The sequence below is a fragment of the Aeribacillus composti genome, assembly GCF_007827555.1.
GTDB lineage: Bacteria > Bacillota > Bacilli > Bacillales > Aeribacillaceae > Aeribacillus > Aeribacillus composti.
This window is the reverse complement of the sequence record NZ_VISS01000020.1, coordinates 51,963-75,389: the sequence shown is the minus strand read 5'-3', so window position 1 is coordinate 75,389 and position 23,427 is coordinate 51,963. Positions and strand designations below refer to the sequence as shown.

The 23,427-nt window shown below is 37.1% G+C and carries 26 protein-coding genes and 2 pseudogenes; 13 read left to right on the top strand and 15 right to left on the bottom strand.

What is annotated here, in order from left to right:
• Positions 1–521 precede the first annotated feature (521 nt).
• Both FB379_RS11715 and FB379_RS11710 read left to right on the top strand, forming a co-directional pair.
• A complete protein-coding gene (locus FB379_RS11715; protein WP_066248648.1) occupies positions 522–797 on the top strand; it encodes a nucleotidyltransferase family protein in 276 nt (91 codons plus the stop codon).
• Entirely contained in the window at positions 781–1,119 is a 339-nt protein-coding gene (locus tag FB379_RS11710) for a HepT-like ribonuclease domain-containing protein (RefSeq protein ID WP_066248612.1), read from the top strand. Before FB379_RS11715 ends, FB379_RS11710 begins: the two co-directional genes overlap by 17 nt.
• A 337-nt stretch (positions 1,120–1,456) precedes the next feature.
• Here FB379_RS11710 and FB379_RS11705 read toward each other — a convergent pair whose 3' ends face one another.
• A complete protein-coding gene (locus FB379_RS11705) occupies positions 1,457–3,781 on the bottom strand; it encodes a TOTE conflict system archaeo-eukaryotic primase domain-containing protein (protein WP_066248608.1) in 2,325 nt (774 codons plus the stop codon).
• Positions 3,782–4,129: 348 nt separating this feature from the next.
• On the opposite strand from FB379_RS11705, the gene FB379_RS11700 reads away from it, so the two are divergent.
• The 3 genes from FB379_RS11700 to FB379_RS19015 all read left to right on the top strand — a co-directional run bounded on the left by FB379_RS11700 (position 4,130) and on the right by FB379_RS19015 (position 6,046).
• Positions 4,130–5,290, top strand: a complete 1,161-nt coding sequence (locus FB379_RS11700) for a DUF4062 domain-containing protein (protein ID WP_144598051.1) — start codon at positions 4,130–4,132, stop codon at positions 5,288–5,290.
• Positions 5,277–5,435 (top strand): hypothetical protein, encoded by a 159-nt coding sequence (locus tag FB379_RS18585; RefSeq protein WP_165381934.1) that lies wholly within the window; start codon positions 5,277–5,279, stop codon positions 5,433–5,435. Before FB379_RS11700 ends, FB379_RS18585 begins: the two co-directional genes overlap by 14 nt.
• A gap of 488 nt (positions 5,436–5,923) precedes the next feature.
• Positions 5,924–6,046 (top strand): hypothetical protein, encoded by a 123-nt coding sequence (locus FB379_RS19015; RefSeq protein ID WP_261308750.1) that lies wholly within the window; start codon positions 5,924–5,926, stop codon positions 6,044–6,046.
• Between the two features lie 1,104 nt (positions 6,047–7,150).
• Here the strand turns inward: FB379_RS19015 and FB379_RS11685 are convergent.
• From FB379_RS11685 to FB379_RS11640, 10 genes and pseudogenes are all read right to left on the bottom strand, one after another.
• Positions 7,151–7,951 carry an ABC transporter permease gene (locus FB379_RS11685; RefSeq protein WP_144598050.1) on the bottom strand — a complete coding sequence of 267 codons (801 nt, stop codon included), beginning with the start codon at positions 7,949–7,951 and terminating at the stop codon, positions 7,151–7,153.
• 18 nt (positions 7,952–7,969) lie between these two features.
• The gene (locus FB379_RS11680; protein ID WP_144598055.1) at positions 7,970–8,578 is read right to left on the bottom strand and encodes an ABC transporter ATP-binding protein; all 609 of its coding nucleotides are present in this window, start codon (positions 8,576–8,578) and stop codon (positions 7,970–7,972) included.
• A gap of 1,000 nt (positions 8,579–9,578) precedes the next feature.
• The gene (gene moaC, locus FB379_RS11675) at positions 9,579–10,064 is read right to left on the bottom strand and encodes a cyclic pyranopterin monophosphate synthase MoaC (RefSeq protein ID WP_144598049.1); all 486 of its coding nucleotides are present in this window, start codon (positions 10,062–10,064) and stop codon (positions 9,579–9,581) included.
• Positions 10,065–10,068: 4 nt separating this feature from the next.
• Entirely contained in the window at positions 10,069–10,302 is a 234-nt protein-coding gene (gene moaD / locus FB379_RS11670) for a molybdopterin converting factor subunit 1 (RefSeq protein ID WP_063387661.1), read from the bottom strand.
• On the bottom strand, positions 10,299–10,754 hold the full coding sequence (locus FB379_RS11665) for a molybdenum cofactor biosynthesis protein MoaE (protein ID WP_130156967.1): 456 nt from the start codon (positions 10,752–10,754) through the stop codon (positions 10,299–10,301). The genes moaD and FB379_RS11665 overlap by 4 nt, the downstream gene beginning before the upstream one ends.
• A 32-nt stretch (positions 10,755–10,786) precedes the next feature.
• The gene (mobB, locus tag FB379_RS11660; protein WP_199757342.1) at positions 10,787–11,290 is read right to left on the bottom strand and encodes a molybdopterin-guanine dinucleotide biosynthesis protein B; all 504 of its coding nucleotides are present in this window, start codon (positions 11,288–11,290) and stop codon (positions 10,787–10,789) included.
• On the bottom strand, positions 11,287–12,552 hold the full coding sequence (locus FB379_RS11655) for a molybdopterin molybdotransferase MoeA (protein ID WP_144598047.1): 1,266 nt from the start codon (positions 12,550–12,552) through the stop codon (positions 11,287–11,289). Before FB379_RS11655 ends, mobB begins: the two co-directional genes overlap by 4 nt.
• Before the next feature lie 45 nt (positions 12,553–12,597).
• Complete coding sequence (locus FB379_RS11650; protein ID WP_063387703.1) at positions 12,598–13,206, bottom strand: molybdenum cofactor guanylyltransferase; 609 nt, start codon at positions 13,204–13,206, stop codon at positions 12,598–12,600.
• Between the two features lie 5 nt (positions 13,207–13,211).
• A complete protein-coding gene (locus FB379_RS11645) occupies positions 13,212–13,712 on the bottom strand; it encodes a MogA/MoaB family molybdenum cofactor biosynthesis protein (protein ID WP_094245859.1) in 501 nt (166 codons plus the stop codon).
• Between the two features lie 10 nt (positions 13,713–13,722).
• Positions 13,723–14,656, bottom strand: a pseudogene (locus FB379_RS11640) (GTP 3',8-cyclase MoaA).
• 484 nt (positions 14,657–15,140) lie between these two features.
• Here FB379_RS11640 and FB379_RS19245 point away from each other — a divergent pair.
• Positions 15,141–15,269: pseudogene (locus FB379_RS19245) on the top strand (helix-turn-helix domain-containing protein).
• A gap of 76 nt (positions 15,270–15,345) precedes the next feature.
• Here the strand turns inward: FB379_RS19245 and FB379_RS11625 are convergent.
• The gene (locus tag FB379_RS11625; protein ID WP_144598046.1) at positions 15,346–15,588 is read right to left on the bottom strand and encodes a hypothetical protein; all 243 of its coding nucleotides are present in this window, start codon (positions 15,586–15,588) and stop codon (positions 15,346–15,348) included.
• A gap of 198 nt (positions 15,589–15,786) precedes the next feature.
• Between FB379_RS11625 and FB379_RS11620 the strand changes: the two genes are divergently transcribed.
• From FB379_RS11620 to FB379_RS11605, 4 genes are read left to right on the top strand one after another with little or no spacing between them, the layout of a single operon-like run.
• The gene (locus tag FB379_RS11620; protein ID WP_063387667.1) at positions 15,787–16,020 is read left to right on the top strand and encodes a DUF2249 domain-containing protein; all 234 of its coding nucleotides are present in this window, start codon (positions 15,787–15,789) and stop codon (positions 16,018–16,020) included.
• Between the two features lie 4 nt (positions 16,021–16,024).
• A complete protein-coding gene (locus FB379_RS11615) occupies positions 16,025–16,252 on the top strand; it encodes a DUF2249 domain-containing protein (RefSeq protein WP_063387668.1) in 228 nt (75 codons plus the stop codon).
• Positions 16,239–17,486 (top strand): hypothetical protein, encoded by a 1,248-nt coding sequence (locus FB379_RS11610; protein ID WP_144598045.1) that lies wholly within the window; start codon positions 16,239–16,241, stop codon positions 17,484–17,486. Before FB379_RS11615 ends, FB379_RS11610 begins: the two co-directional genes overlap by 14 nt.
• Before the next feature lie 45 nt (positions 17,487–17,531).
• Positions 17,532–17,834, top strand: coding sequence for a metal-sulfur cluster assembly factor (locus FB379_RS11605; protein ID WP_063387670.1), 303 nt, complete (start codon positions 17,532–17,534; stop codon positions 17,832–17,834).
• Between the two features lie 464 nt (positions 17,835–18,298).
• Here FB379_RS11605 and FB379_RS19240 read toward each other — a convergent pair whose 3' ends face one another.
• A complete protein-coding gene (locus tag FB379_RS19240) occupies positions 18,299–18,421 on the bottom strand; it encodes a hypothetical protein (RefSeq protein WP_277874803.1) in 123 nt (40 codons plus the stop codon).
• 187 nt (positions 18,422–18,608) lie between these two features.
• Positions 18,609–19,721 carry a TIGR04053 family radical SAM/SPASM domain-containing protein gene (locus FB379_RS11595; protein WP_144598044.1) on the bottom strand — a complete coding sequence of 371 codons (1,113 nt, stop codon included), beginning with the start codon at positions 19,719–19,721 and terminating at the stop codon, positions 18,609–18,611.
• Between the two features lie 338 nt (positions 19,722–20,059).
• Between FB379_RS11595 and FB379_RS11590 the strand changes: the two genes are divergently transcribed.
• Both FB379_RS11590 and FB379_RS11585 read left to right on the top strand, forming a co-directional pair.
• On the top strand, positions 20,060–20,752 hold the full coding sequence (locus tag FB379_RS11590; protein ID WP_130156977.1) for a Crp/Fnr family transcriptional regulator: 693 nt from the start codon (positions 20,060–20,062) through the stop codon (positions 20,750–20,752).
• Between the two features lie 88 nt (positions 20,753–20,840).
• A complete protein-coding gene (locus tag FB379_RS11585) occupies positions 20,841–21,053 on the top strand; it encodes a YozQ family protein (RefSeq protein WP_242009325.1) in 213 nt (70 codons plus the stop codon).
• Positions 21,054–21,244: 191 nt separating this feature from the next.
• Here FB379_RS11585 and FB379_RS11580 read toward each other — a convergent pair whose 3' ends face one another.
• Positions 21,245–21,988, bottom strand: a complete 744-nt coding sequence (locus FB379_RS11580) for a YwiC-like family protein (RefSeq protein ID WP_144598043.1) — start codon at positions 21,986–21,988, stop codon at positions 21,245–21,247.
• 199 nt (positions 21,989–22,187) lie between these two features.
• On the opposite strand from FB379_RS11580, the gene ric reads away from it, so the two are divergent.
• Positions 22,188–22,883 carry an iron-sulfur cluster repair di-iron protein gene (gene ric / locus FB379_RS11575; protein ID WP_144598042.1) on the top strand — a complete coding sequence of 232 codons (696 nt, stop codon included), beginning with the start codon at positions 22,188–22,190 and terminating at the stop codon, positions 22,881–22,883.
• Positions 22,884–23,427 lie beyond the last annotated feature (544 nt).

Here is a 23,427-nt window from a genome sequence, read left to right as displayed (position 1 = left end):
ACATCACCTACTTGATGAAGAATCGTCAACGTCGTTTTCCCTTATCGTATCAACGGTTTGCGACCATTGTAAAGATGTTTTGTCACGGATTCAGGAGTAAAAAAAGATTCCCTGTTTTGATTGTCAAATTATTGAGAGATTCTCTAATCGACAAAGAACAAGCAGGAGTATATCCCGCGCGGCCGTTTTTTGACTCCCAGCGAACCGCATATACAATCTGTTCGTCCTCGAAAAAGCCGCTTGAACAAGCGTATTTTTTCTTCAGGGGACGATTGGTTAGTAACTATCGAGCTAGTCGAAGTGACAGACTGATTATTTTCTTTCTTTTGCATCATAGCTGAGAGAACTTGTTTTAAGTATTCATAAAGCCTACAAAAAGCTATCCTAAAGAAATAGCAAAAAAGTAGCAGTTAACAATTTGATGAAGAATAATTAAAATGAGGGATGCTATAATGAGGATATAGAGTATTAAGAAAACGGTGGTGATAAATTTGTTATCACAGCAAGAAATACTTAACGAAATGTCCAGAAACTTAGATATATGGAAGGAAAAATATGGTGTAAAACGGATAGGTTTGTTTGGTTCGTATAGCCGGGGAGAACAAAAGGAGTCCAGTGACATTGATGTGTTAGTAGAATTTATGGATCATGCCATGACATTCGATAATTATATGGAGTTAAAATTCAATCTGGAAGATCATTTTCAAAAGCCGGTAGATTTAGTCATTTTAGATGATATCAAGCCATCATTAAAGTCGAGTATTTTAAGGAGTGCTAAGTATGCGGAGAGAGCCTAAAGTCTTTTTACAAGATATTCTTGCGGCTGCAGAAAAAGTTGAAAAATACACCAAGGGCTTATCTTATGATGATTTTCTAAACAATGACTTAGTGTCGGACGCGGTAATTAAAAATATATTAGTGATTGGTGAAGCAACGAAAAACATTCCAGACGAAATCCGACAAGCACACCCGCATATCGAATGGAGAAAGATGGCTGGCATGAGAGATATGATGATTCACGGCTATTTCTCCATTAATTATCGAATTGTCTGGGATGTTGTTCAGAATAAGATTCCTAAGTTAAAACAACATGTTGAACAATTACTAAGTGATTTTTAATAAAGACCAAATTTTTTCAAGTTAACATAGAACGTAGAGGATGATAATCGATAATAATTTACTCTCGTCAAAATCGCCCTTGCTACATTCGTATTTTCAACCGGCGTTGTCGTAAAATCTCTAGTTATTCATCGAATGTAGTTGGGGCTTTAACATTTGGAGTTTCTTCTAATCCCATAAAAAATCCCCATATAGACAAAATATCCCCGCCTTGGTACGAGTTATTAAGAGGCGGGGTTTGTTACTCATGGTATTTAATTTTGTCAAACAGTCGATATGTAAACAAAAACAAAGTGAAACATTATGCCCACTCTCTATATTTGTCCTTGATAATGAATTAAAACAACTTCATCTGTTCCTCATACAAACTGTTTTTTTCATCTAACACATAGCCCATGGCGCGGTATCCCGCCAATCTTTTTTCAAACATCTTTTGCATCATCGGGATGTTTTTATCCACGTAGTCATATACACGTACTTCTTGTTTATTCGCATGAATTCGATGCAAGCGTCCAACATATTGTTGCAGGGTGCCTTTCCATGAAATCGGCATGGCTAAAAATAGAGTATCTAACCTCGCATCGTCAAATCCTTCACCGATATATTTTCCTGTTGCAATCACTAATCTTTCCATGTCATCAGGAATGGAAGAAAGTCGATGCAATTGTTCCATCCGTTCTTTTTTCGTCATATTCCCGGAGAGTACAATAATATTTTTAGCAAATCCTTTAAATAATTGCTTTAAAATTTCAACATGTTCAATTCGTTCTGTTAAGATTAGCGGACAACGGCCTTCTTCAAGCGCAGACAACACATCATCAAATAATTGCTGATTTCGCTGTTCATTGAGTGCTGTTTCTTTATAAAGTTGCTGAATATCGTTGTGTGAGGACGTAAAGTTCGTGTACCTTGGAATTAAACGATGAACAAATGGCCTTACTTTTGCTTGGGTTTTCCCGTCAATTTTATAACGAATAGGACCACATTGCATGTGAATAACAGGGTGTAAACCATCTTTACGAATCGGTGTAGCCGTTAGACCATACACATACTTGGAGCGAACTTGTTTTAACACTTGTTCAAAGCTAAAGGCAGAAATATGATGGCATTCATCGACAATGATTTGGCCATATTGAGTAATAAATGACTTCAACTGACCCTTGTAATTTAAGCTTTGAATGGTTGCTATATCAATTTTTCCTGTTATTTTGTTTTTTCCGCCGACAATTTGTCCGATTTCTTTTGATGAAATATTAAGAAACGTTGATAATTGCTCCAACCACTGTTGCATCAACTGTGTCCGATGAACAATGACTAGCGTATTAACTTTTCGTTCCGCAATAAGAGCGGCCGCTATAACTGTTTTACCAAAACCAGTGGTTGCTGAAAGAACACCTGTATTGTGTTTCAATAATTGCAATATGGCATCGTGTTGCTGAGAAGTTAACTCACCTTGAAATTCCACCTCAATCGTCTGTCCATCGAATTGATCATCAATGATTTCAGTTTGAATGGATAATGACGATAAAAGGTTAATAACCTCCTCCAAACAGCCGCGCGGTAAGACTAAATATCCTTCCTCATCCCAAGAGCAATTAATCACTCGTGGTATTCCGTATGTAGACATGCGATTTTTCTGAGCTTTATAAAATTCAGGATTCGCTAATGTTGCTAGTTTCGTCAACTTAGTTAAAAGAGAAGAGGGGACTCTATCATTTGGAATGTATAGACCATTCTTTAATTCAATAGTAATTTTCTCTGGATAAACTTCGTTTACAGTAATAGATTTATTTTCGTAAAGCTGTACCACATCTTGTACTTCTTTTTTTGTCATCGTTTGAACAGAAGATAGATACAGCCATTGGTCTGGATAAGGAGTAAAGGATTCATCGACAAATACACTATTGCCGTTTATCCTTGGCTTTCGCTGAAGCGGCAATGCGATTAAATTTCCGAATCCGCCTTTTGGAAGCGTATCTTGATTCGGGAATAATCGATCATAGGAGTCTAAACCTATTTCATATCGTTTTTCCATTGTTTTAGTGAGCAATGTCATTCCCATTTTGCGAGCTAATGAAGCAGGAATCGCTTCGGAGAAGAAAATCCATACGTGTGCACCATTCCCAGATCTTGAGCGTTCAATGCTATACGGTACGGAAAACTCTTTACATACACGAACAAACGCCAACACATCCTCTTGCCAATTCTTTTTGTCAAAATCAATCGCCAAAAAGAAACACGTTTCATCTTTTTGCATCGGATAAATTCCAACAGTATGCTTCCCACTTAAATGATCGTAAAGTACTTGATCATTTAGCGGTAGCAATGTTCGATGCGGACACTCACTGCATTTGATCTCCGGTTTTCGACAAAGAGGTGGTTGCCACTCATAGGAACAAGCAGGTGTATATCCCGCACGGCCGTTTTTTGACTCCCAGCGAACCGCATATACATCTGTTCGTCCTCGAAAAAGCCGCTTGAATAATCGTATTTTTTCTTCAGGGGACGATTGGTTGTTGACTATAGAACTAGCCGTAGTTACAGAATTACTTTTTTCTTTCTTTTGCATCATCGTTGAAAGGATGTGTTTTAAATATTCGTTTTCTTTTCTTAAACGTTTGCATTCTGCAAGTGCTTGTTGCAACTGAATCCGGATATCCATGACTTTACCTCTAAAACATTTATTTAACTGTAATGATATTGTAAAGTATTGAGTTAGATGTGTAAATTAAGCAACTCTTCATGCTAGTATTTAATTAAACTACTTAATTCATTTAAACCACTGTAAGGAAGAAAGACTTATCATTGGAAGCGAAGGAATTTAGCAGTTTTTGTCGAATTTAATCTCTAATGAACGTTTTTAAATTAAATTTAAGCTAAATGCAGAAAGGAATCTTTGTTAAGAACATCAACCATCCTGCGAATAAAAGAAAAAAGGTTAAGACAACAATGTTCTATTAATCAAATAGATTCACGGGAGGTTGTTTAAAAAGTAAGGTGGTTTTGTAATATGGATAGAACTACTATTTTTATAAGTTCTGTTGCACAAGATGCTCTTTCCTCTATACGAAACGCTGTATTTGAGGAATTAAAAAATATGGGGCATGAACCTATTCGTTTTGAAGATAGTATGCGATATATTCACCAAGATGCCATCCGAACTTGTTTGGAGTACGTATCAAGAAGTGATATCTTTCTGCTATTTATCGCGGATAAAGCAGGAACATTCTTAGAGGATGAAGGGAAAACTGTTACTCACCTTGAATTTTTACGTGCATATCACGAAAATAAACGTCTTATCGTGTATGTTCACGATATAGTTCTTGATACCTATTTTCGGACGATCAGACCTCAAATAAAACAATCGTTAGTACAGTATTTAAGCGAACACGGTAAAGAACCGGATTCAATGTTGAATTTTATAAGCGAAAATATTAAAGAGGAGCCTCATATTGCCGAAAATTATGTATGGTACTTTCTTTATGATGCAGAACAAAAAGGGATATATTTCGAAAAATGCTCATTAGGTGTCGAAATTCTTTCAAACATAAAAAGCTATCTTTCAGCTCTTTTCAAAGAAAGCCTTCAATACTTAAATATTCGTTCTGAAATAGAACGGAGCTTAGAACATGTAGAATTATACGGGGATTTTTATGAACTATCACTTGAATTCATAAGTTTATTGCGGAATGGGCAAATTACAAATTGGAGAAGGCTATTAGCGCTTTTACGATCTAAGATGGTCGGCTGCAATATTTACTCTACAAATACAAAGTACCAACAAGAAGCTATAGGAGCATTAATGGACTGTAAAGCCGTAACTCTTTACGAAAAAAGAGATAACCAGATGATTTGCAAAGAATATGATGGATTAACAACTCCTGAGAACTTTTCATTAGATGATACTTCTTCTTACGTTGTGCAAACATATAATGATCATAATCATAATGAAAAGCTATACTATTCACTGGAAAAAAGAATATGTTATTTCTTGTTTAAGGTAAAGACTTACGTATTTTGCTTTCATCTGCCCCTGCTAGGAGAGTGGGATTATTATAAACTGAAGGCTTACCAAGAGAATATATTTAATGCTATACTTGAATCAAAAGGATATTCTTATTGTTACTTTATCAAAATGCTGTTAGGAGGTCTCTCAAATGAACAATTATAAAGAAAATGTAATATTAATCGCCTCCGCACCACATGGATATGGAAAAAAAGTTGTAACGAATCGTCTTAGTCAAATGAAACGTGATCACGCAAACTTACAAAATAAACTTTCCCAAATAAAAAGTTCATTTCGTCATTCAAAATAAACGCTCATGATGTAAAAAATGCTCTACTGATAGAAGGAGTAAAATCCATTTCTTCGAATGTTTCAAGTTTGCACGTTCTACAATTTCAATATTTTCAAGATAGCAGTAGAAGCCCATCTATCACCAAAGTATTCAAGAAGAAGGTCAGCAGAACTTTATGAAAAGAATGCCCAAACGGATATCATAAAAGAGTTGTTTGGAAAAGCAATTGGAGGGGACATGTCTGTATTCGAAAAGTTGGAGAAGTTAGATAAATTATCTAAGCAGATGCAGAAAGGAATTTTCGTTAAGAACCTCAACCATCCTGCGAATAAAAGAAAAAAAGGTTAAGACAACAATATTGCATTAATCAAATAGATTCTAACTTCATAAATTCACGACACAAATGAACCCCCTGAAGAAATTCTCGAATTTGAAGGAGTAACCATTAAGGATACACACCATGAAAGCTTTGCAACAGCAGTAAAAAAGTAAGAATTTTCTTAGCCATGAAAAAGTACGTGGAAGCATTGCGCTTATATGAAGAACTGTATCAAAAAGAACCACGAAATTTAAATTATCGTTATAAATTAGCTGTAAGTACTCCTCATGATTACGATGATTTAGAATAATAATTCATCTAATCGGATTTTCTTACAGGAAAACGCGGTGTTTTAATTTGCGGGTTGAATATTAATGCATGAAATCTAAGAAAATCAAGTCGATCGGTTTGTTAAATTAACTGCTTTTTAACGATGTTCACTTTCTTAACCAGATAATTAAATAAATATTGTGTATACATCAACTTCCTTTGAAATGCTTGTTGCAACTGAATCCGGATATGAATTTTGATTGGTGATAGAGATTTATAGAAAAGTTATTGTAACTGCATTGGAGAATCATTTAAAACCACGTGGATTTGAAGTTAACTAAGTAAAAAAGAAAATCATATTCGTTTATATATGAGCGGTCGTAAAACCATTAAGGAATTTTACGACTGGATTTATCATGACAAAGGATTGTACTTAAAACGCAAATTTGAAGTGTTTCCGGATCAAAATTTGGATACAGAAATATTGCAAAATGCGAAATGAAAAAGAATAAAACAAGCTGTTGCAGAAAGAAAAAAAGCTTTTATCGATGAATATCGAAAAAAAATTATTGCATTCATCGAGCATGTGAAACTGCTTGAATTACATTAGGAACGTATTATACATGGTTGTTAAAACGTGACAAATCATTTAACGAAGAATTTTATAAAATTAACGAAAGGGCAGTTAAGTAGTCAATAGCTGCTTTATATTTTTTAGATTTTAGTTTACATAATATATATTATAGGAAGTTATAAATGGATCTTGTTTCACTAAAGAGATTACTTGTTGTGATGAGACGAAATAAAAAAATGAAACAAATTGTATTTTAATTGCATTTAATGAATTTCTTTTTAAATTGTAAATTTACATTGCAATTTAATTAATTGATCTTTAAAAATTGATCTTTAAAATTCGTTATGATTTGCTGCGTGTTTAAATTCATTCCATGATTAATTTTGGATTATGATTTATTTATTTTTATTAACGCTTCATTTTTGTTTGTTCTATATCCCGAAGTCCGTTCATTCATCTCCTTCTAAGTTTACATAATATATTTATGTTTTAAAAAAACTCCACTCATACCCTCATCCTCATGATTTGAGCGACAAAATCAATGAATTATTGCCGCTCTTTGCCGTTCTTTTACTTCTCTTTTTCATTTTGTGGTATAAATTGGAAGCGATCATTAAAAAATGTTTTGTAGCCGAATTGCAGTGATAAAAAAGATGAAATCCCTACACTTCCGGCAATGCCGATCAAAATCACAATTTGATATTCGATTGCAACTAAAGGGCTTGTACCTGCGAGGATTTGACCTGTCATCATTCCCGGCAAAAACACTATCCCCATACCGACCATGTTATTGATAGTCGGCAAAATAGCTGAATCAAATGCAGAGTTTACGATTGGTTTTGTTGCTGCATCGGGTTTAGCACCTAACATGAGCGCCCCTTCAATCAGATTCTTTTGGGTAGCAAAATTTTCGATCATTTCTTTCATGCCTAGCGTTATACCGATCATTGAATTTCCAATAAACATTCCGGCAATCGGGATAAAGTATTGAGGTTCATACCAAGGCTTAAAATGAATGACGATTAGATTAAAATACAACAGGCTGACGAGAGAGCCGATAACCATTGACAGCACAATGACCAGCTTCAATTTTTTCGATAAAGGCTTATGAAGCTGTTTAAATATATTATAAACGGCAAACGATTCCATGAAACAAAGCACCAATAAGACAATCCAAGGTGAAGGATTTTTAAAAATATACATCAATATGTATCCGACTAGCACAAGTTGAATCGTCATCCTGGCAGTTGAAAGGACAATTAATTTTTCACGTTTAATTTCTCGTTTTTTTACAAGCAATATTAAAATAAGAACAAATAAATATGCTGCCGAGAGCCTCCAAAATTCGATGTTGATAACTTCTTGCTTCATTGATTATCACCTGTTGGTTTATTTTATCGTAATAACTTTATCTGCATATGTTTTTGGTATTGTATCTGAGTGTGTTACCATAATAACCGTTTTTTCTTTTTTCCTAGCATCACGAATGAATGCATCCATGATTTTCTCTTCAGTTCCTTTATCTAGCGCAGAGGTTGGCTCGTCTAATAAAAAAACTTCTGGATCCATTAGAAAAATTCTGGCTAGTGCAAGTCTTTGTTTTTCTCCACCGGACAATTGTTCTACGTCATCCTCTAATTTTTTTTGCAAGCACACAAATTTTAGTGCTTCTTTCAACTTTTCATCGTCAAGAGGCTCTTTTTCAGATAAAATTCTGCCGAAATTCAAATTCTCTCGAATATTTCCTTCAAACATTACTGGCTGCTGTGAAAGCATCACAACTTCCCGTCTTAAAGCGATTGGATTCCATTCAAACAATGACCGGCCTTTATAAACAATTTCTCCTTGATCTGGCGACAGCATGTGATTGAGCATTTTTAAAAGTGTTGTCTTTCCTCCCCCGCTTTGGCCAATGATGCACGTTACTTGTTTTTCTTCAATTTTCAACTCGTCAATGTATAGAATATCTTTGTAACGTAAATTTTTGATGTGAAACATGTAAAACAGCCCTTTCTTCATAAAAAGCGAAATCCCCTGTTTTGATTATGAATAAAGTTGCAAATGATTCAAACCATTATACTTATTAAACACTTCTCTCTTTATAAAAAGCTTGGCACTCTTATTTATTTTATTTCGTGCAGCAAACCACTGAAAATTTTTTATTTCATTTAATGTCGGAACAAAAGAAATGGAAGCTTACAGTTACTCAAAGGAATGGAAAAAAGATAAAAAATTTGAATTTTATACCTCTTGTTTTAAATAAAAAAAGCTTTTTGAATGAAATTTTAACGTATTTGGAGCATTTTGTAAAATTTTTTGCAAAGCGGAAAATCAATGTTATTGAAAGGAAAACGCCTTTTGATCATGAGGGCTTAATGAAGATCGACATTTTGCGTCTTGAAGCAGTTTTCTTCCCTGCTTTGGAGAAATGATCAGAGGAGCTTAAAAAAAATTTGTCCTTAACCTTTCGTTTTATTCATGCTGCCTCAGCAATCCAACAATTTTGGGGCTCTAGACACTTCATAAGCCCCTGGCCTTTTTTTGCAAAACGGGATGCAAAAGCATTCAACGCGATATGATAAAATTTTTTCCTTAAAACAATAGAATAACTTGTGAAATAGAGCTGATTGAATCGTTCAGAAAGAATGACATAAATCAAAACAGACGGCAACGAGGCGGTTATAGGACGGCACGAGAACACCCCGACAAGCTCGTTGTCCACAACGCTTATGCAGCCCTTCATCGATGATAATGAAGAAGCTCTTATATGCCGAATGAAAAATATGTACAGGGCTCCTTAGAAATTTTTCCAGTTCCAAGAGCCCGGATTGCGAAACATTTGATATGATCATGCTTTTTTCAAAAGTGTCTCTTTCCTTGTAGTTTTCAGCTTGGCGTCCTTTTATTTAAAGACAGAGTAAGTTGATTGGTTTCATGGTAACTAGTTTCTTTCTGCAGCTAAAAATTCTTTTCTATAATGATCAATTACCTATAAAAGTTATAGTTCACGGCGGAAGTCACCGTTTTTGCCGCCTGTTTTCTCCATTAAATATGTTTGGCCAATGACCATTCCTTTATCGATTGCTTTGCACATATCATAAACGGTTAAGGCGCAGACACTCGCAGCAGTTAATGCTTCCATTTCAACCCCTGTGCTTCCTTTTGTTTTCACAAATGAATGGATCATTAATTCATATTTGTTTTCGTCGCATTTCCATTCAAATTGAATATCCACCGCTTTTAAAGCAATCGGATGGCACATTGGAATGATGTCAGCCGTGCGTTTGGCGGCCATAATTCCAGCTACTTGCGCTACTGACAGAACATCTCCTTTTTTGACCTGTGAGTTTGTGATTTTTTCATACACTTCTTTTGAAACAAGAATACTTGAGATGGCATGTGCAGTACGGACTGTTTCCTCTTTCTCTGAAATATCTACCATTTTTGCCCTTCCTTGCTCATTTAAGTGAGTCAGCTTCTTCATGTTTTTAACCTCCACTCATCGGCGGAATAAGGGCGACAACATCCCCATCCCGAATGATGTCATCTTCTGCAGCAAATTCTTCATTGATGGCAAAAAGGACGGAGGATAGGGCGGGCAGTGAATATTCTTTTTCCAACCGTTCGCGGAGTTGTTTAACAGTTATTTCTTGATATGGCAATGTCATCTCCTTTTTATTCAGCTGCTCTTTTAGTTGGGCGAAAAATAAAATTCGGATCATGACTTCATCTCCTTTGGAATGCCTTTTTCATAAGAAATCGTTTCTTGCTGATTGCCGATCCACAATGAGCCATCCTCCCAATGCTCTTTCTTCCATATCGGTACCATTTCTTTAATCCGCTCGATTGCATAACGGTTTGCTTCATAAGCATCAGCGCGGTGAGGAGTAGATACGGCGATGACGACCGCGGCATCCGTAATTTCTAATCGTCCGATACGATGGACAATGGCAACCTTAGCATTCGGAAACTGCTGTTTAATTTCAGCTCCGATTTGTTCCAGTTTTTTTTGAGCCATCGATTCATATGCTTCATATTCTAAATACAGTGTTTTTTTTCCTTTTGTCAATTCCCTTACAGTTCCGATAAATGTAACGATAGCTCCGGCATTTCGATCCACAACAGCTTCGATGACACGTGAAACATCTATCGGTTCTTTCACAATTTGAAACATAATTATCCCTCCAAATATAATATAAAATGGCATTATTGTCTCATTTCCAACAGCTTCTCCTTTACATAGTTCACGATCCAGCTGATATACAAATCTTCGTCTTTAATAAAAAATGAATGTTTTTCTTTCAAAGGGATCGAGCTAATCGATGCGATCACATTTGATAAATCAAGCAGATGAAGATCTTTCTCATCACGGATACAGACAATTTTCGGATATGGAGCTTTTTTCATTCCTTCGATAATCAATACATCAATTGAAAAATGCCGGTAAAGTTCCATAATGTTCGAAAAATGTTCATTCGCTTTTATTTCAGCTTGCAACAGCAAAGTTTCTTCCCCTAGAACCGCTGAAACAACAGCACCAGCTTCCCAATGCCGATACGTATCTTTTTTTGGAATATCCGGTTTTCCACCATGACCGTGATGTTTAAAAGTACCGACTTTTATCCCATGATTGGTCAGCTCTTTGATGCATTTTTCAATTAGCGTAGTTTTTCCGCTGTTTTGATGCCCTACCACTTGTAAAATCATCATAGCCAACTGGAGGCTCCTTCTTCATCTTCGATTAACAGCACGTTAACTTCACTGCCTGCTTGAAATCCTCTGCTTCCGCCAGGCAAAACAATTAAACTATTAGTATGAATTAAGGATGAAACAATATTTGATTTGTCCCTTCCAATCGGATCAGCTACTAGCTTTCCATCATGATAGGACAGTTTTGCTCTCACAAAGCGCGTGAACGGATTCGGCTTTAAAAAATCTTTCGTTAAAATCGCCCGGGCTCGTTTTAAATAACAATTTTTTTGTCCGAGCATCGCCCTTATATACGGACGGACAAACAGCTCAAAACCGACATAACAAGCGGAAGGGTTGCCTGAGAGGCCGAACAAAATTTTGTTGCCGACAACAGCTGCAGAGGTAACACTCCCTGGACGCATGCCGATTTTATTGAATAAAACTTGGGCTTGAAGATGCTCGTACACCTTTGGGATATAATCAAAATCGCCCACTGACACTCCGCCTGTTGTGATGATAATGTCGGCCATTTGCATTGCTTTTGTAACAGCTTGAAATACATTTTGAAATGTGTCTTTCACAATTCCGTATAAAATCGGTTCACCGTGAGCTCTGAAAATTTGTGCCTGCAGCATATAAGTATTGCTATTGTGAATTTTTCCTTTTTCCAGCGGTTTATACACTTCAAGCAATTCGCTCCCGGTTGCTATGACGACAACCTTTGGGCTCTTCATAACCGGAACGTAATGATACCCGAACGTTGCCAGAACAGCGGATATTCCCGGAGTGATCACGGTTCCTTTTTCGATAAGCAAACTGCCCTTTTTCATATCTTCTCCGATGCGGGAGATGTTTTCTCCTGCCTCAACTTTTCTTTTTATTTGCACATATGTTTTTCCGTCTTTTCTGAATTCCTGTGTTAATTCCTTCATGATGACGGCATTTGCACCTTCTGGAATGGCAGCGCCAGTCATAATTTTAACGGCTTGAAAAGGTTTTAAAGATTCTTTCCAAACAGAATCTGCTCCTTGAGTCCCGACGACTTCCAAAACTGCTGGATTGGAAGCTGAAGCGGCCTCGGTCGATGCTGCCCAAACAGCATAGCCGTCATAAGGGGATCGATCAAATCCAGGTACATCCGTTGTAGCAGTTATATCTTGACCAAGCACACGATGAAAGCTGTTTTCGATTGATACATACTCTATTTCACCTTCATAGCTTTTTTCCAACACCCGGTCGATTGCTTCCTCTACTTGAATTGGCTTTCGCAACGATCCCATTCCTTTCCACCCTTCTTGCCCCCACCCGATACTACCAAGGAACATTTATTTTGTTTTGGAAAAGGAGGCTTGAGGAAAAAGGTTATTATGAACAATATACTGGTCATATTCATCCTTTGTATTAATATTGATGAAAGCATCATCATCATTGATCTCAACATATCTAGTATGAATACTTGGAAGAAAATGCTTCATGCTTAACTTATTTTGTTCAAGGTGCCATCGTATTTTTTCCTTCACTCGATGATGGTACATGGCGATCAATGGCTGAATATTTCCGTGAACACTAGGAACAATCGCTTCACAACCGTCATTTCTGTATAATTGCAATTTTTTCAACAAATGCGCATTGATAAAAGGAGTATCACAAGGTAAAACGATATACCATTCGGATTTGAATTGGGACATAACGGAATAAATGCCGGCAAGAGGTCCTTTTCCTTGATACAATTCGAGATCTTGAATATATGTCAGCTGGTTCCTTTGCAGCCATTTCGTATCTATTTCAGGATGTATGACAACAACCACGTCTTTTGTGATACATTGCAGCGCTTCGATACTATATAAAATAAATTCCTTTCCATTTCTTTTCGCAAATGCTTTCGGTTGCCCAAACCGTTTCGACTGTCCTCCTGCCAGCACAATCCCGATCATCTTGTTCACTGACGATTCATCTCCCAAACAAGATGGCGAAGTTCCGGCAAAATCAGCTTTTCCATGGCAAGACGAACCGCATTTGTCGATCCCGGCATGCAAAAAATGACTTTTTGTCCAATTGAACCGGCAAGCGCTCGACTAAGCATGGATGCGCTTCCAATTTCTTTATAGCTTAAATAACGAAACAATTCCCCAAAACCAACCATTTCTTTGTCAAGCAATTCTTTTACCGCTTCAACCGTCACATCCCGTTTTGTAAAACCAGTCCCGCCGTTCAATAAAAAAACATCAATTTCGTCAGAAGCCTCTTTCACAGCAGATTGAATGGCTTCCCGTTCATCTTTCACAATCTCGTAATCTATTATTTCCATTTGTTCTCTCGTTAATAATTCGATGATTAATGCACCGCTTTTATCCGTATCCTTCGTTCTCGTATCAGAAACGGTGATCACTTTGCAGCGAACAGGGTCATTTGCCTTGCTGCGATGTTCAGATACACTCATCAATCACACCTCACCCGCCAATATAAAACATTTCCACACGTCTGTTTGCAGAAAGAGCATTGATCCTTCCTCTTTCTTCGGAATAACGATCGTCCCGAGCCTGCCAAACACGGGTGATCTCATCCAATATTTCTTCACCGCTTGCTCCCTTTCGCATTTTAACTAATAAATCAACGCCGTTTGAGGCAAATAGCATGTATACTTTTTAGGGCATTCGCGTGCAATCAGAACAAAAAGCTCCTGATAAGGAAGAAATAAAGCCGACTTCCACATCCGTACCTCGGTATCGATACCTTTTGGGAACCTGGCCAAAAACGTTCGACTGAACTAGTTCAAGAGGTATTTCTCGGTGAATCATATCATGAACTTCTTTGCTCGTCCCAAACTTCGTCCATTTTCCAACCGTTTAAGGTTCCGACATCCATATATTCGATGAAGCGGATCGTCATTCCTTTTTCTTCAAAAAAACGAGCCATCGGTAAAATTTCGCTCTCATTTATTCCTTTTACAACCATGTTCACCTTTACGGCTAGACCTTGTGCAACCGCTTCTTCAATTCCTCTTACAATTTCCTCAGACTTTGCTTTGCCTCCGTTCATTTTAGAAAAAATTTCGTTATTTAAAGCATTTAAACTGACATTGATCCGGTTCAGCCCGCGCTTGGCATATGAAATTAAAAATATCCGTTAATGGTCAATGAAACGTCTTGAAGATCTTGAATATTTTTAACATCGATATTAGTACATCAATGTCCTTTCGAAGGAGCGGTTTCCCTCCGGTTAGACGAATTTTTCGTATGCCTAAACGGCTGGCCAAACGATATATTTCTTCAAACGTCATTAGTTATTCCCGTTTCATAAAAGAATACTACCTTCCTTCCATTTCAGCATACAGTATACACAACGAAAATTACATCGGTCTGTCACCGAAATGCGCAAATCCATAAAGGGCGGTTAATTGATCTCGCAACATCTTCCTCTCCTTATACATGCTTTCTTCATATGTTACAGACAAGATAAACAATAGAATGAGATCTCTGACATAAATTCGAATGATCATAAAAGGTTAAATTAATTGTAAAAAAAATTTTCTGAAAAAGAAACCTATTTGGAATACATTTTGCCAATTTATCATTTTTTTTTGCTAACATGATGGGGCTCTATACAATGAATTGAGAAAGCAAAATAGATACACAAAAAATATTTTACGATTTCGGCAAACGGAGGCTTTCATAATAGAATCAGCAGTTTTCATTATGGACAATGTACCATGCTTGGCGAACTGTAAAACTTGATGGAAAGAATGGTTATTATATTAGAAAACCGTTCATCCATCAACAGGATCTTCTTAGCTTTTTCCATTTCGGGTCACTTGTCGAGAAGCCGTCCAGACTCGAAAAAACTCAAAGTTGATTGAAAAAAAGATACTATCGAGAAACAACTGATAGAAAAAACATTAAAGAAAACCGCCGGCAACAAATCCGAAGCTTCCTGAGAATTAGGGATTTCACGAGTTACACTTTACAATAAGATGAAAAAATACCAGCTACCTAAATAGATGAACAACTTCTCAATCGTTTTCAAAAATGGCATTAACTTGTTTTACGCCCCGCTTTTTTCTTGCAGCACACTTTTCAGGCAACCATCTTTTTTGATGTCAATGACATACTTTCAATGTTAGAATGATCTTTTTGCAATAGCGCTTTGTCCGGGTTAGACGCATTTTTCGCACAATGGCCGCTGACCATATTAGCAAAGAAATAAATTTCCCTAAATGCCATCCGCTGTTTCCGCTTTAAAAACTCTCTCCTTTCTATTTCAAGCAAAACAATATCCGCAGCGAAATGGTACCGATCTTTCATTGAAAACTGAAACATTTTCTAACAAGCAGTTCAATTGATGTTGCAACATCTTCCCTTTCCTCAATTGGAAGAATATATGCAAATCCGGCATCACGAATCAATTATTCATAAACTTTTCAAAAGTGATGCCGATGAAGTGAAGCAAATCACAAATTGCGGGAATTGTTTTTACTATGATGAACATTGATAAAAAAGATGGAAAGGAGAATATGGATGGGAAAAACTGTTGAATTAGATGTTCGCGAAGATTTAAAGAAGAAATTAGAGCCGTTTCAAAAAATCATGGCGGCCATTCAGCCTCTTGCACAAGGAGATGTATTTATTTTACACGCTCCGTTTAAACCTGTTCCGCTTTTTCCTATCATGAAGAAAAAAGGGTTTTCTTATCAAGCGGAAAAAATAGAGGATAAACATTGGAAAATTACCTTTGTTAAAACGGAGGAATGAAAAAATGATACTGGATAATCGCGGCTTAGAGCCCCCACAACCGATGATGCGGACTTTAACGGCATTAGCAAAATTAAAAAAAGGAGAAGCGTTGAAAATTATTAATGACCGCCGCCCGATGTTTTTATTTGAACAGCTTGACGATCTCGGTTATACCTATCAAACGCAAAAGCGCAGTGATGGAAGCTATGAAATAACGATTGAAAAGAAGGATGACGATGATGACGGCTAATCATACTTATGAAACGAATATTCGAATCCCTTTTTCGTTTATTATTTTTGGCTTGCTGGCGTTTTTCCTTTCTCAAATTCTTTTATTTCTGTCAACTCGTCAGCTTTCAACCGGAGAAATGCGCCTTCCTGTCGTATTGTCAGCTGTCCATTTATTAGTGATTGGCTTTGCTTTAATGACAGCCATGGGGGCCATGTATCAGCTTGTTCCAGTCGTGTTTTTAACCCCGATATGGAATGAATCATTTGCTTTTATCCAAATGGTCGTCACGTCATTAGGAATACTATCTTTTAGCATCAGCCTGGCCTTTAATATTCAAATGGCTATATTTTCAGGCTTGCTTCTTACTTGCGGGATTGTAATGTTTTTATGGCAGATGTTCATGACATTAAAAAAACAGAAGAAAAGAACGGTCATCACTTTATTTGTTGGTACTGCCCTCATTTGTTTGCTCTTAACGATCGGGCTCGGATTGACGCTTGCCTATCATTTTTGGAGCGGCAGACAATTAATCGATCATGATTTGATTTTCAAAGCACATATATTGCTGGGATTTTCCGGCTGGTTTACACTTCTTATCTTCGGATTTTCTTACAAAATGGTTCCGATGTTTTCATTGGCGCATCATTTTTCAATGAACACGGCCCGATATGTCTACATTTTTTATATAAGCGGTCTTGTGTTAACTTTCATCAGTTTTATAACGGCAAATGACCGGTTGTTATCAGCAGGGCTTCAATTGATGGCTGTCGGATATGGGTTGTTTGCATACCATATGTTTGCCATTTTAAAGAAAAGGATGAAGAAAAAACTGGATAAACCTTTTCTGTTTGCTCTTTTGGCCATTGTTTTTGGAGTCATCCTGCATATAGCGGCGGCCGGTTTTTCTTTTGAAAGTGAAATCCATTCCCGCATCTTTTCCATCATCATCTACTGTTATCTGTTCGGCTGGATTGTATTAAGCATCATTGGCTACTTATATAAAATTGTTCCTTTTCTATGGTGGACACACCGGTATAGCAAAAAAATCGGCAAAGAAGCGGTGCCGACTTTGAAACAAATGATAAATGAAAAATGGATTGTGATGGAATGCTGTTTATTTGTTGCGAGTCTTATCGGCATGATCGCTGCTCTTGCCTCTTCAAGTACTGGTCTATTTTATCTTGCTCAAGGAGGAATGGTGCTGTTTTCTGGATTATTTGCCTGTACGATTGGCTCCGTATTGTTGAAATAAAATAATGAGGGAACGATTTACTGAAATATAAAGGGTGATGTAACAATGGAAATAAAAGCAAAGATCTTGGAAAAACTGCAAAACGTTTTAGATCCTGAATTGGGAATTAATGTTGTTGATTTAGGACTGATCTATAAGATTGAAGTCAAAGACGGAACTGCATTCATTTTAATGACATTGACTACACCCGGCTGTCCGTTGCACGACTCAATAGCAGGCGGTGTGAAACGCGCATTGCGTGATATTGAAGGCATTCAAGACGTAAATGTCCAAATCACTTGGAATCCGCCTTGGTCCCCTGATAGAATGAGCGAAAAAGCATTAAGGCAGCTAGGGTTCCTTTCCTAAACGTTTTTCAAAGACTGTTCCTTTCCTGAAAGGGACAGCTTTTTTTATGAAAGAAGTCCCAATTATTTTGGTGTTTTTGGCTCTTCTTCCAGCTCCCAAACAAACGGCGTCACATTTAAGATGTTCGTTTAATCGTTTCCCAGCCAAAAAAATCCCCTTCCAGGAAAATTTTTTACAAATGCTGTCTTCCTGCAGGGGATAATAGCTGCTCCTTGTTTTTCCGGAGGTGTCAACCAGGAAAAAAATGTAACTGAAATCGCAAATGACGTTTCTGCCATTCCAATGAAAAAGCCCAAAATATCGTCATTCCGTAAGAATTGGCAAAACTGATGCCAACTAATGAGACAATTAAAAATAATAAAAGCAAAGAATACATTTACCGTCGGCCATACCGGTCAGTCCAAATTCCGAGTGGAATTCGCATGACAGAACCTAGCAGACGGGTTGGCAACTTAGATGCTTTTTTATGTTGATGTCAGGTTATAAATATCTTGGAACGTACTTGCTAACGGAGATAAAATTCGCCATACGGCAAATGCAAATGTCATGGCTAAAGTGGTGACTGGCAGTAATGCTTTTTGTTTCACCAAAATCCCCTCCTAAACAGATGAATGGTGCCATCATCTGTACCATAAAAATAGGCGGGGAATGTTTGTGAACTTTATCATATAATTATTGATTGCCAAATAATTGTTAAAATTTCACCTCAACAAAAATGTTTTTCCGATTTTTGCCCATTCAATCAAATTGAATACCGCTTGCGTTTCCAACGGTTTAAACTTCCCGTTTTTGGCGAAGCGCTTTAGGAATGTATACACAATAAGGCTCACTTTCCAAATAGTCGCCTGTCACAGCATACGCTCTTGAGCGTGAGCCTCCGCAAACAAAACGAAATTCGCAAACACCGCATTTTCCTTTATAAAGATTTGGATTGCGCAATTTTTGAAATATTGGTGAAGTTCTGTAAATATCGGCCAGTGGTGTTTGTCTCACATTTCCCGCTTTGATTGGAAGCAATCCGCTCGGGTAAACATCGCCAATATGGGAAATAAACACAAACCCGTTGCCATCATTTACTCCCTTCGGAGCACGGCCGAGTCCGTCCACTTCCCCTGTAGCCCCTTTAAACAAAATATCTTCATAATGGATTTCTTTTCCATCTATTTGCTGTTCACGCATTTTGGCTTGCAAGACAACACGACGGTAATGTTGTCCGGCAGTCGTTTTAATATCAAATGGTACACGTTTGCTCTTTTCATATAACCAACGAAAAACTTGTTCATGTTGGGCGGGAGAAATCATATCCGATTGTTTTCCTCTTCCAGTTGGTACGAGGAAAAAAACGCTCCAAAGAACGCAATCAAGTTTTTCAACAAAATCCGCCATTTCTTCAAGAACATGAACATTGTAGCGTGATACAACTGTATTAATTTGAACAGGAATCTTAAATTCATGCAAATATTTGATTCCTTGCATCGTTAAATCGAAAGAACCTTTTGTGCCGCGAAAATGATCATGAATTTCCGCATTCGGGCCGTCCAAACTAAATGCCCAACGGGAAAGCCCGATATTTTTTGCCCTCTGCATCACTTCTTTTGTTACATTTGGAGTTGCACTCGGCGTGATTGAAACACGCAATCCCTTTTCAATAGCATATTCGGCAAGAGCGAATAAATCCGGCCGCATTAATGGATCACCGCCGGTAAATACTAATAGCGGCTGGTTCATCGCAAAAATATCATCAATTAATTTTTTTCCTTCCTGAAAAGTCAACTCATGGGGATCACGATGATATTGCGCCTCGGCTCGGCAATGCAAACAATTTAATTGACATGCTCTCGTCAACTCCCAAATGACAATAAAAGGGTTTTGGTCATAATCCATCATCACATACAAACTCCTTTCTTTAAAATGAAAAATATCTCTGCTTCTTCTCATCATATAAAAAGGTGAAATTTTCGAAGTGAAAGCCATCACACTTTCCGGTAAAAGGGAAGAAATGATTTTTACGAAAAAGTCATTCTTTTGACAAATGTTCAGCTGCTGCGGATCTTCCCCGCGATTGCTTCGGTAATTCGCAAATGGATGAGGTGGTCTGCCCCAAACCTTAAGTATGTTAGACACCTTATTTTTATTAGGAACTATGATTTACATCACACGACTCATTTGTAAAGAAACGCTATAATATGAAACGAAAATCAAAGTTGAAAAAAAGGTGTGATACCATGACAAATAGCTGGGTGTTTGAAAGATTAAGAAGCGTTCCCCTTTTCCGTGAACTGTCTGATGAAGAATTGACTTCCATAGTTGCTATCTCTCAAGTACGTACTTATCAACCAAAATCGTATGTATTCATGCAAGGCGACATGCTGGAAAACGTATATTTCATCCATTCAGGAACGATTAAAATATATAAAACGGACAGAAATGGAAAAGAACAAATCGTTTCCATCTTGCAGAATGGAGAAATGTTTCCACATACCGGATTTTTTTGCAAAGGATCTTACCCTGCTCATGCAGAAGTTATGGAAGAATCTACATTAATTGTCATTCCCATCAAAGATTTTGAGGAAACGCTTATGCTCTTTCCGGTATTGTCCATCAAATTGTTTCGCGTGATGAGTGAAAAAATTATAGATTTGCAAAATCGGTTAGAAGAGCAAATTCTTCATAATACATATGAACAAATCGTATTGTTGCTGTTGCGGCTTACAAAAACGAATGCACTGCCGCAAGGAAAACTTTATCGTTTGACAACCCATTTAACGAATCGGGAATTGGCAAATATGATCGGAACTTCCCGTGAAACCGTTAGCAGAACGCTTAACCAAATGAAGCGGAAAGGTCTTATTCTTGTTGATGACGACGGATATTATTTGGTTGATGCTGAACAATTGGAGAAAGAAATCTTTATGTAGCGGCCGCAAAAAAACTGTCTTTTTGATGAATGTTTGAAGCGTTTAAGAATCATAATAAAGGAAAACGAATTTTCATGGAGGAAACGAAATGTCCACAAAACGTCAAGACAAGAAAATGAAAAATAACCCAACCTTCGGAGCATATGATGAACCTTTTAAGAGCGGCAGCGAATCCGACCTCAAACAAGGTTTGGCCATAACGCAGGAACAAATAAGAGATACATATACGGAGGGCACAATTGATGGGATGATGGAGGATGTTGACGGCAACAACATCCCGTTGAAGACTGAAAAAGAATAATAATTCCTTTTTTTCCTGATATTAAAAATTTAAGTGAAATGCCTGTACCCCCCGCAATCATCATGATGATTGCGGGGGAATTTCATGGCCAATTTTGTCTTGACAGCGTTTAAAAAAATATATCGGCATTACTTCCCCCAAAAAATCGAATGATCATTGGGCAATCAACCTTCTGCAAAGGGAAAATGCGCTTACGGCAGCATGAACAGATTGATGATCATAAACATTGCAAAACAAAAATATACGGCATTGCCCACTTCAATTAAACCGATTTTTAAAATCGGCATTTTTTTTCCGTAAAAATAAACAGCTCGAATAACACTCGGAATATAAGCTATTATAAAAACGGCATACTCGGTAGCGACCAAGCCGATCATTAAGAAAACATGAAAACCCCATGACAACCATTTATAGTTCGGATTGTTTTTTTCCCGAATCATTGTTTTGACATAAAAAGTGCTGCCCACAAAAAATAAAAAACAAAGCATTATGGTGATGAAGGCTTCTTTTGTTATTTCTCCGCTTACAATAAAAGAACTGGCAAGACCTCCAATGCAAAAAACAGCGATTGCTGCTAGATCATTGAAAAAAGCACGATCTTTTTTCTTTTTCCCATAATAAATATTTATTAAAAAAAACGGTGTCATCGCCATTCCGAAATATATTATTTCCCATCTATAAATTAATGGAAAGAGCAGTATAACGGCAGCAGCGGCAAAATAAAGAGCAAACCACTTTATATAAAATGGCTTGCGCTTATTTTTCATAGCCATCAGTAACGGATATGTTGCTAAATATAAACATAACCAGCCGATAAATAATGGAATATGAATCCAAGAGAACCCTCCTATATAAGCCCCCAATAGAAATGGTATAACAAGCATTGCCCAGGCTCCATGCTGTTTTGGAATCACTAATTTCTTGACGGTTGCCATCATGTATCCACCTTTCATCAACAATTTCTTCTAAATTCCATTATAGTGAAAAAAACTAGCTACGTTGTGATTTGTTGCATACCTCTTTGTTTTGTCACAAAATAGCCACAACACTAAACGGGAAAGTGACACCTGTCACTATTGAAAAGAACGAGTTGCGGTATTATCTTTTTAACAATGAAATTGGGAGGGCAAAATAATGAAAACAATATTTACGGAAAATACGACAGTTGGAGAAATTGTCGCAATGCTTCCGAAAGCGAGCGATGTTTTTAAAAAAAATAAAATTGATTTTTGTTGCGGCGGTGATCGCTCTTTAAAAGAAGCAGCCGATAAACGGGGAGTGGCGATTGAGGAATTAATGAGTCAATTGCAGGATCTGTATGCTGCAACTGATGAAAAAACAGAGAAAAATTGGTTGACAGCAACATACTCAGAACTTATTGACCATATCATAAATAAACATCATCGTTATTTGTTGGAAGAACTACCAAACCTTAGTCCCTATGTGACAAAAGTTATGCGAGACCACGGCGGAAATCATCCACATCTAATAAAGGTTCATAAATTGTTTAATGAATTAAAAACGGAACTAGAACAACATTTATGGAAAGAAGAGTCTGAAGTATTTCCGCTTATTAGCCAGTTCGAGAAGCAGCCGACAAGCGAAAACGAACAAAAAATGAAAAAAATGATTGCCGATCTTACGAATGAACATGATAAAACAGGGGATATCATAAAAGAAATTAGGCGGATCACAAATGACTATACCCTTCCGAACGGGGCTTGCCGAACATATCAACTCGTTTACAATCGTTTAGAAGCTTTGGAATCAGACTTATTTGAACATATTCATTTGGAAAATAACGTATTATTTCCACGCATTCTTCAATAATTTCGGGTGGAAGAGGCGGCGATCCCCCGCCTCTTTCTTCACCATTTCAACATCACGGAAACGGACTGTTCAGACCTTGATCTAACCATTAAAACTTAAAACGTTTTATCAAGGACGAAGCTAAAGGCTATTGACAAGCAAAGTTTCATGGCATGCCGTCGTAATAGAGTTTTTTTCAGAGAATAGAAAGCTAAAAACGAAAAGCGCCTCGGTGTGTGACGTCATTTTCGCTGATGTTGCTGAATAAGCGGCTTTCGATATGGTTTCTTTCTTTTTGGAAGCGCTCTTTTTCTTGTTTTGATATTCTGCTTGTTTGGCACAAAAGAAGAATAACTTAAACATCTTTCTTCTGATATAATAAGTATAATAAGTTATATCCAACTTTTTTCAACTACACCACTACGATCACAAAGGAAGTGAAGGGAAATTGGAGGAATTTGTAGGATTTTGTATAAGGTGCAGCAAACCTATTCATTGTCTAAACGGTTTTTTGAATGGGGCTATTGACGAAAAAAATGGGTCGTTGTTTTGTTTTTCATGCTTA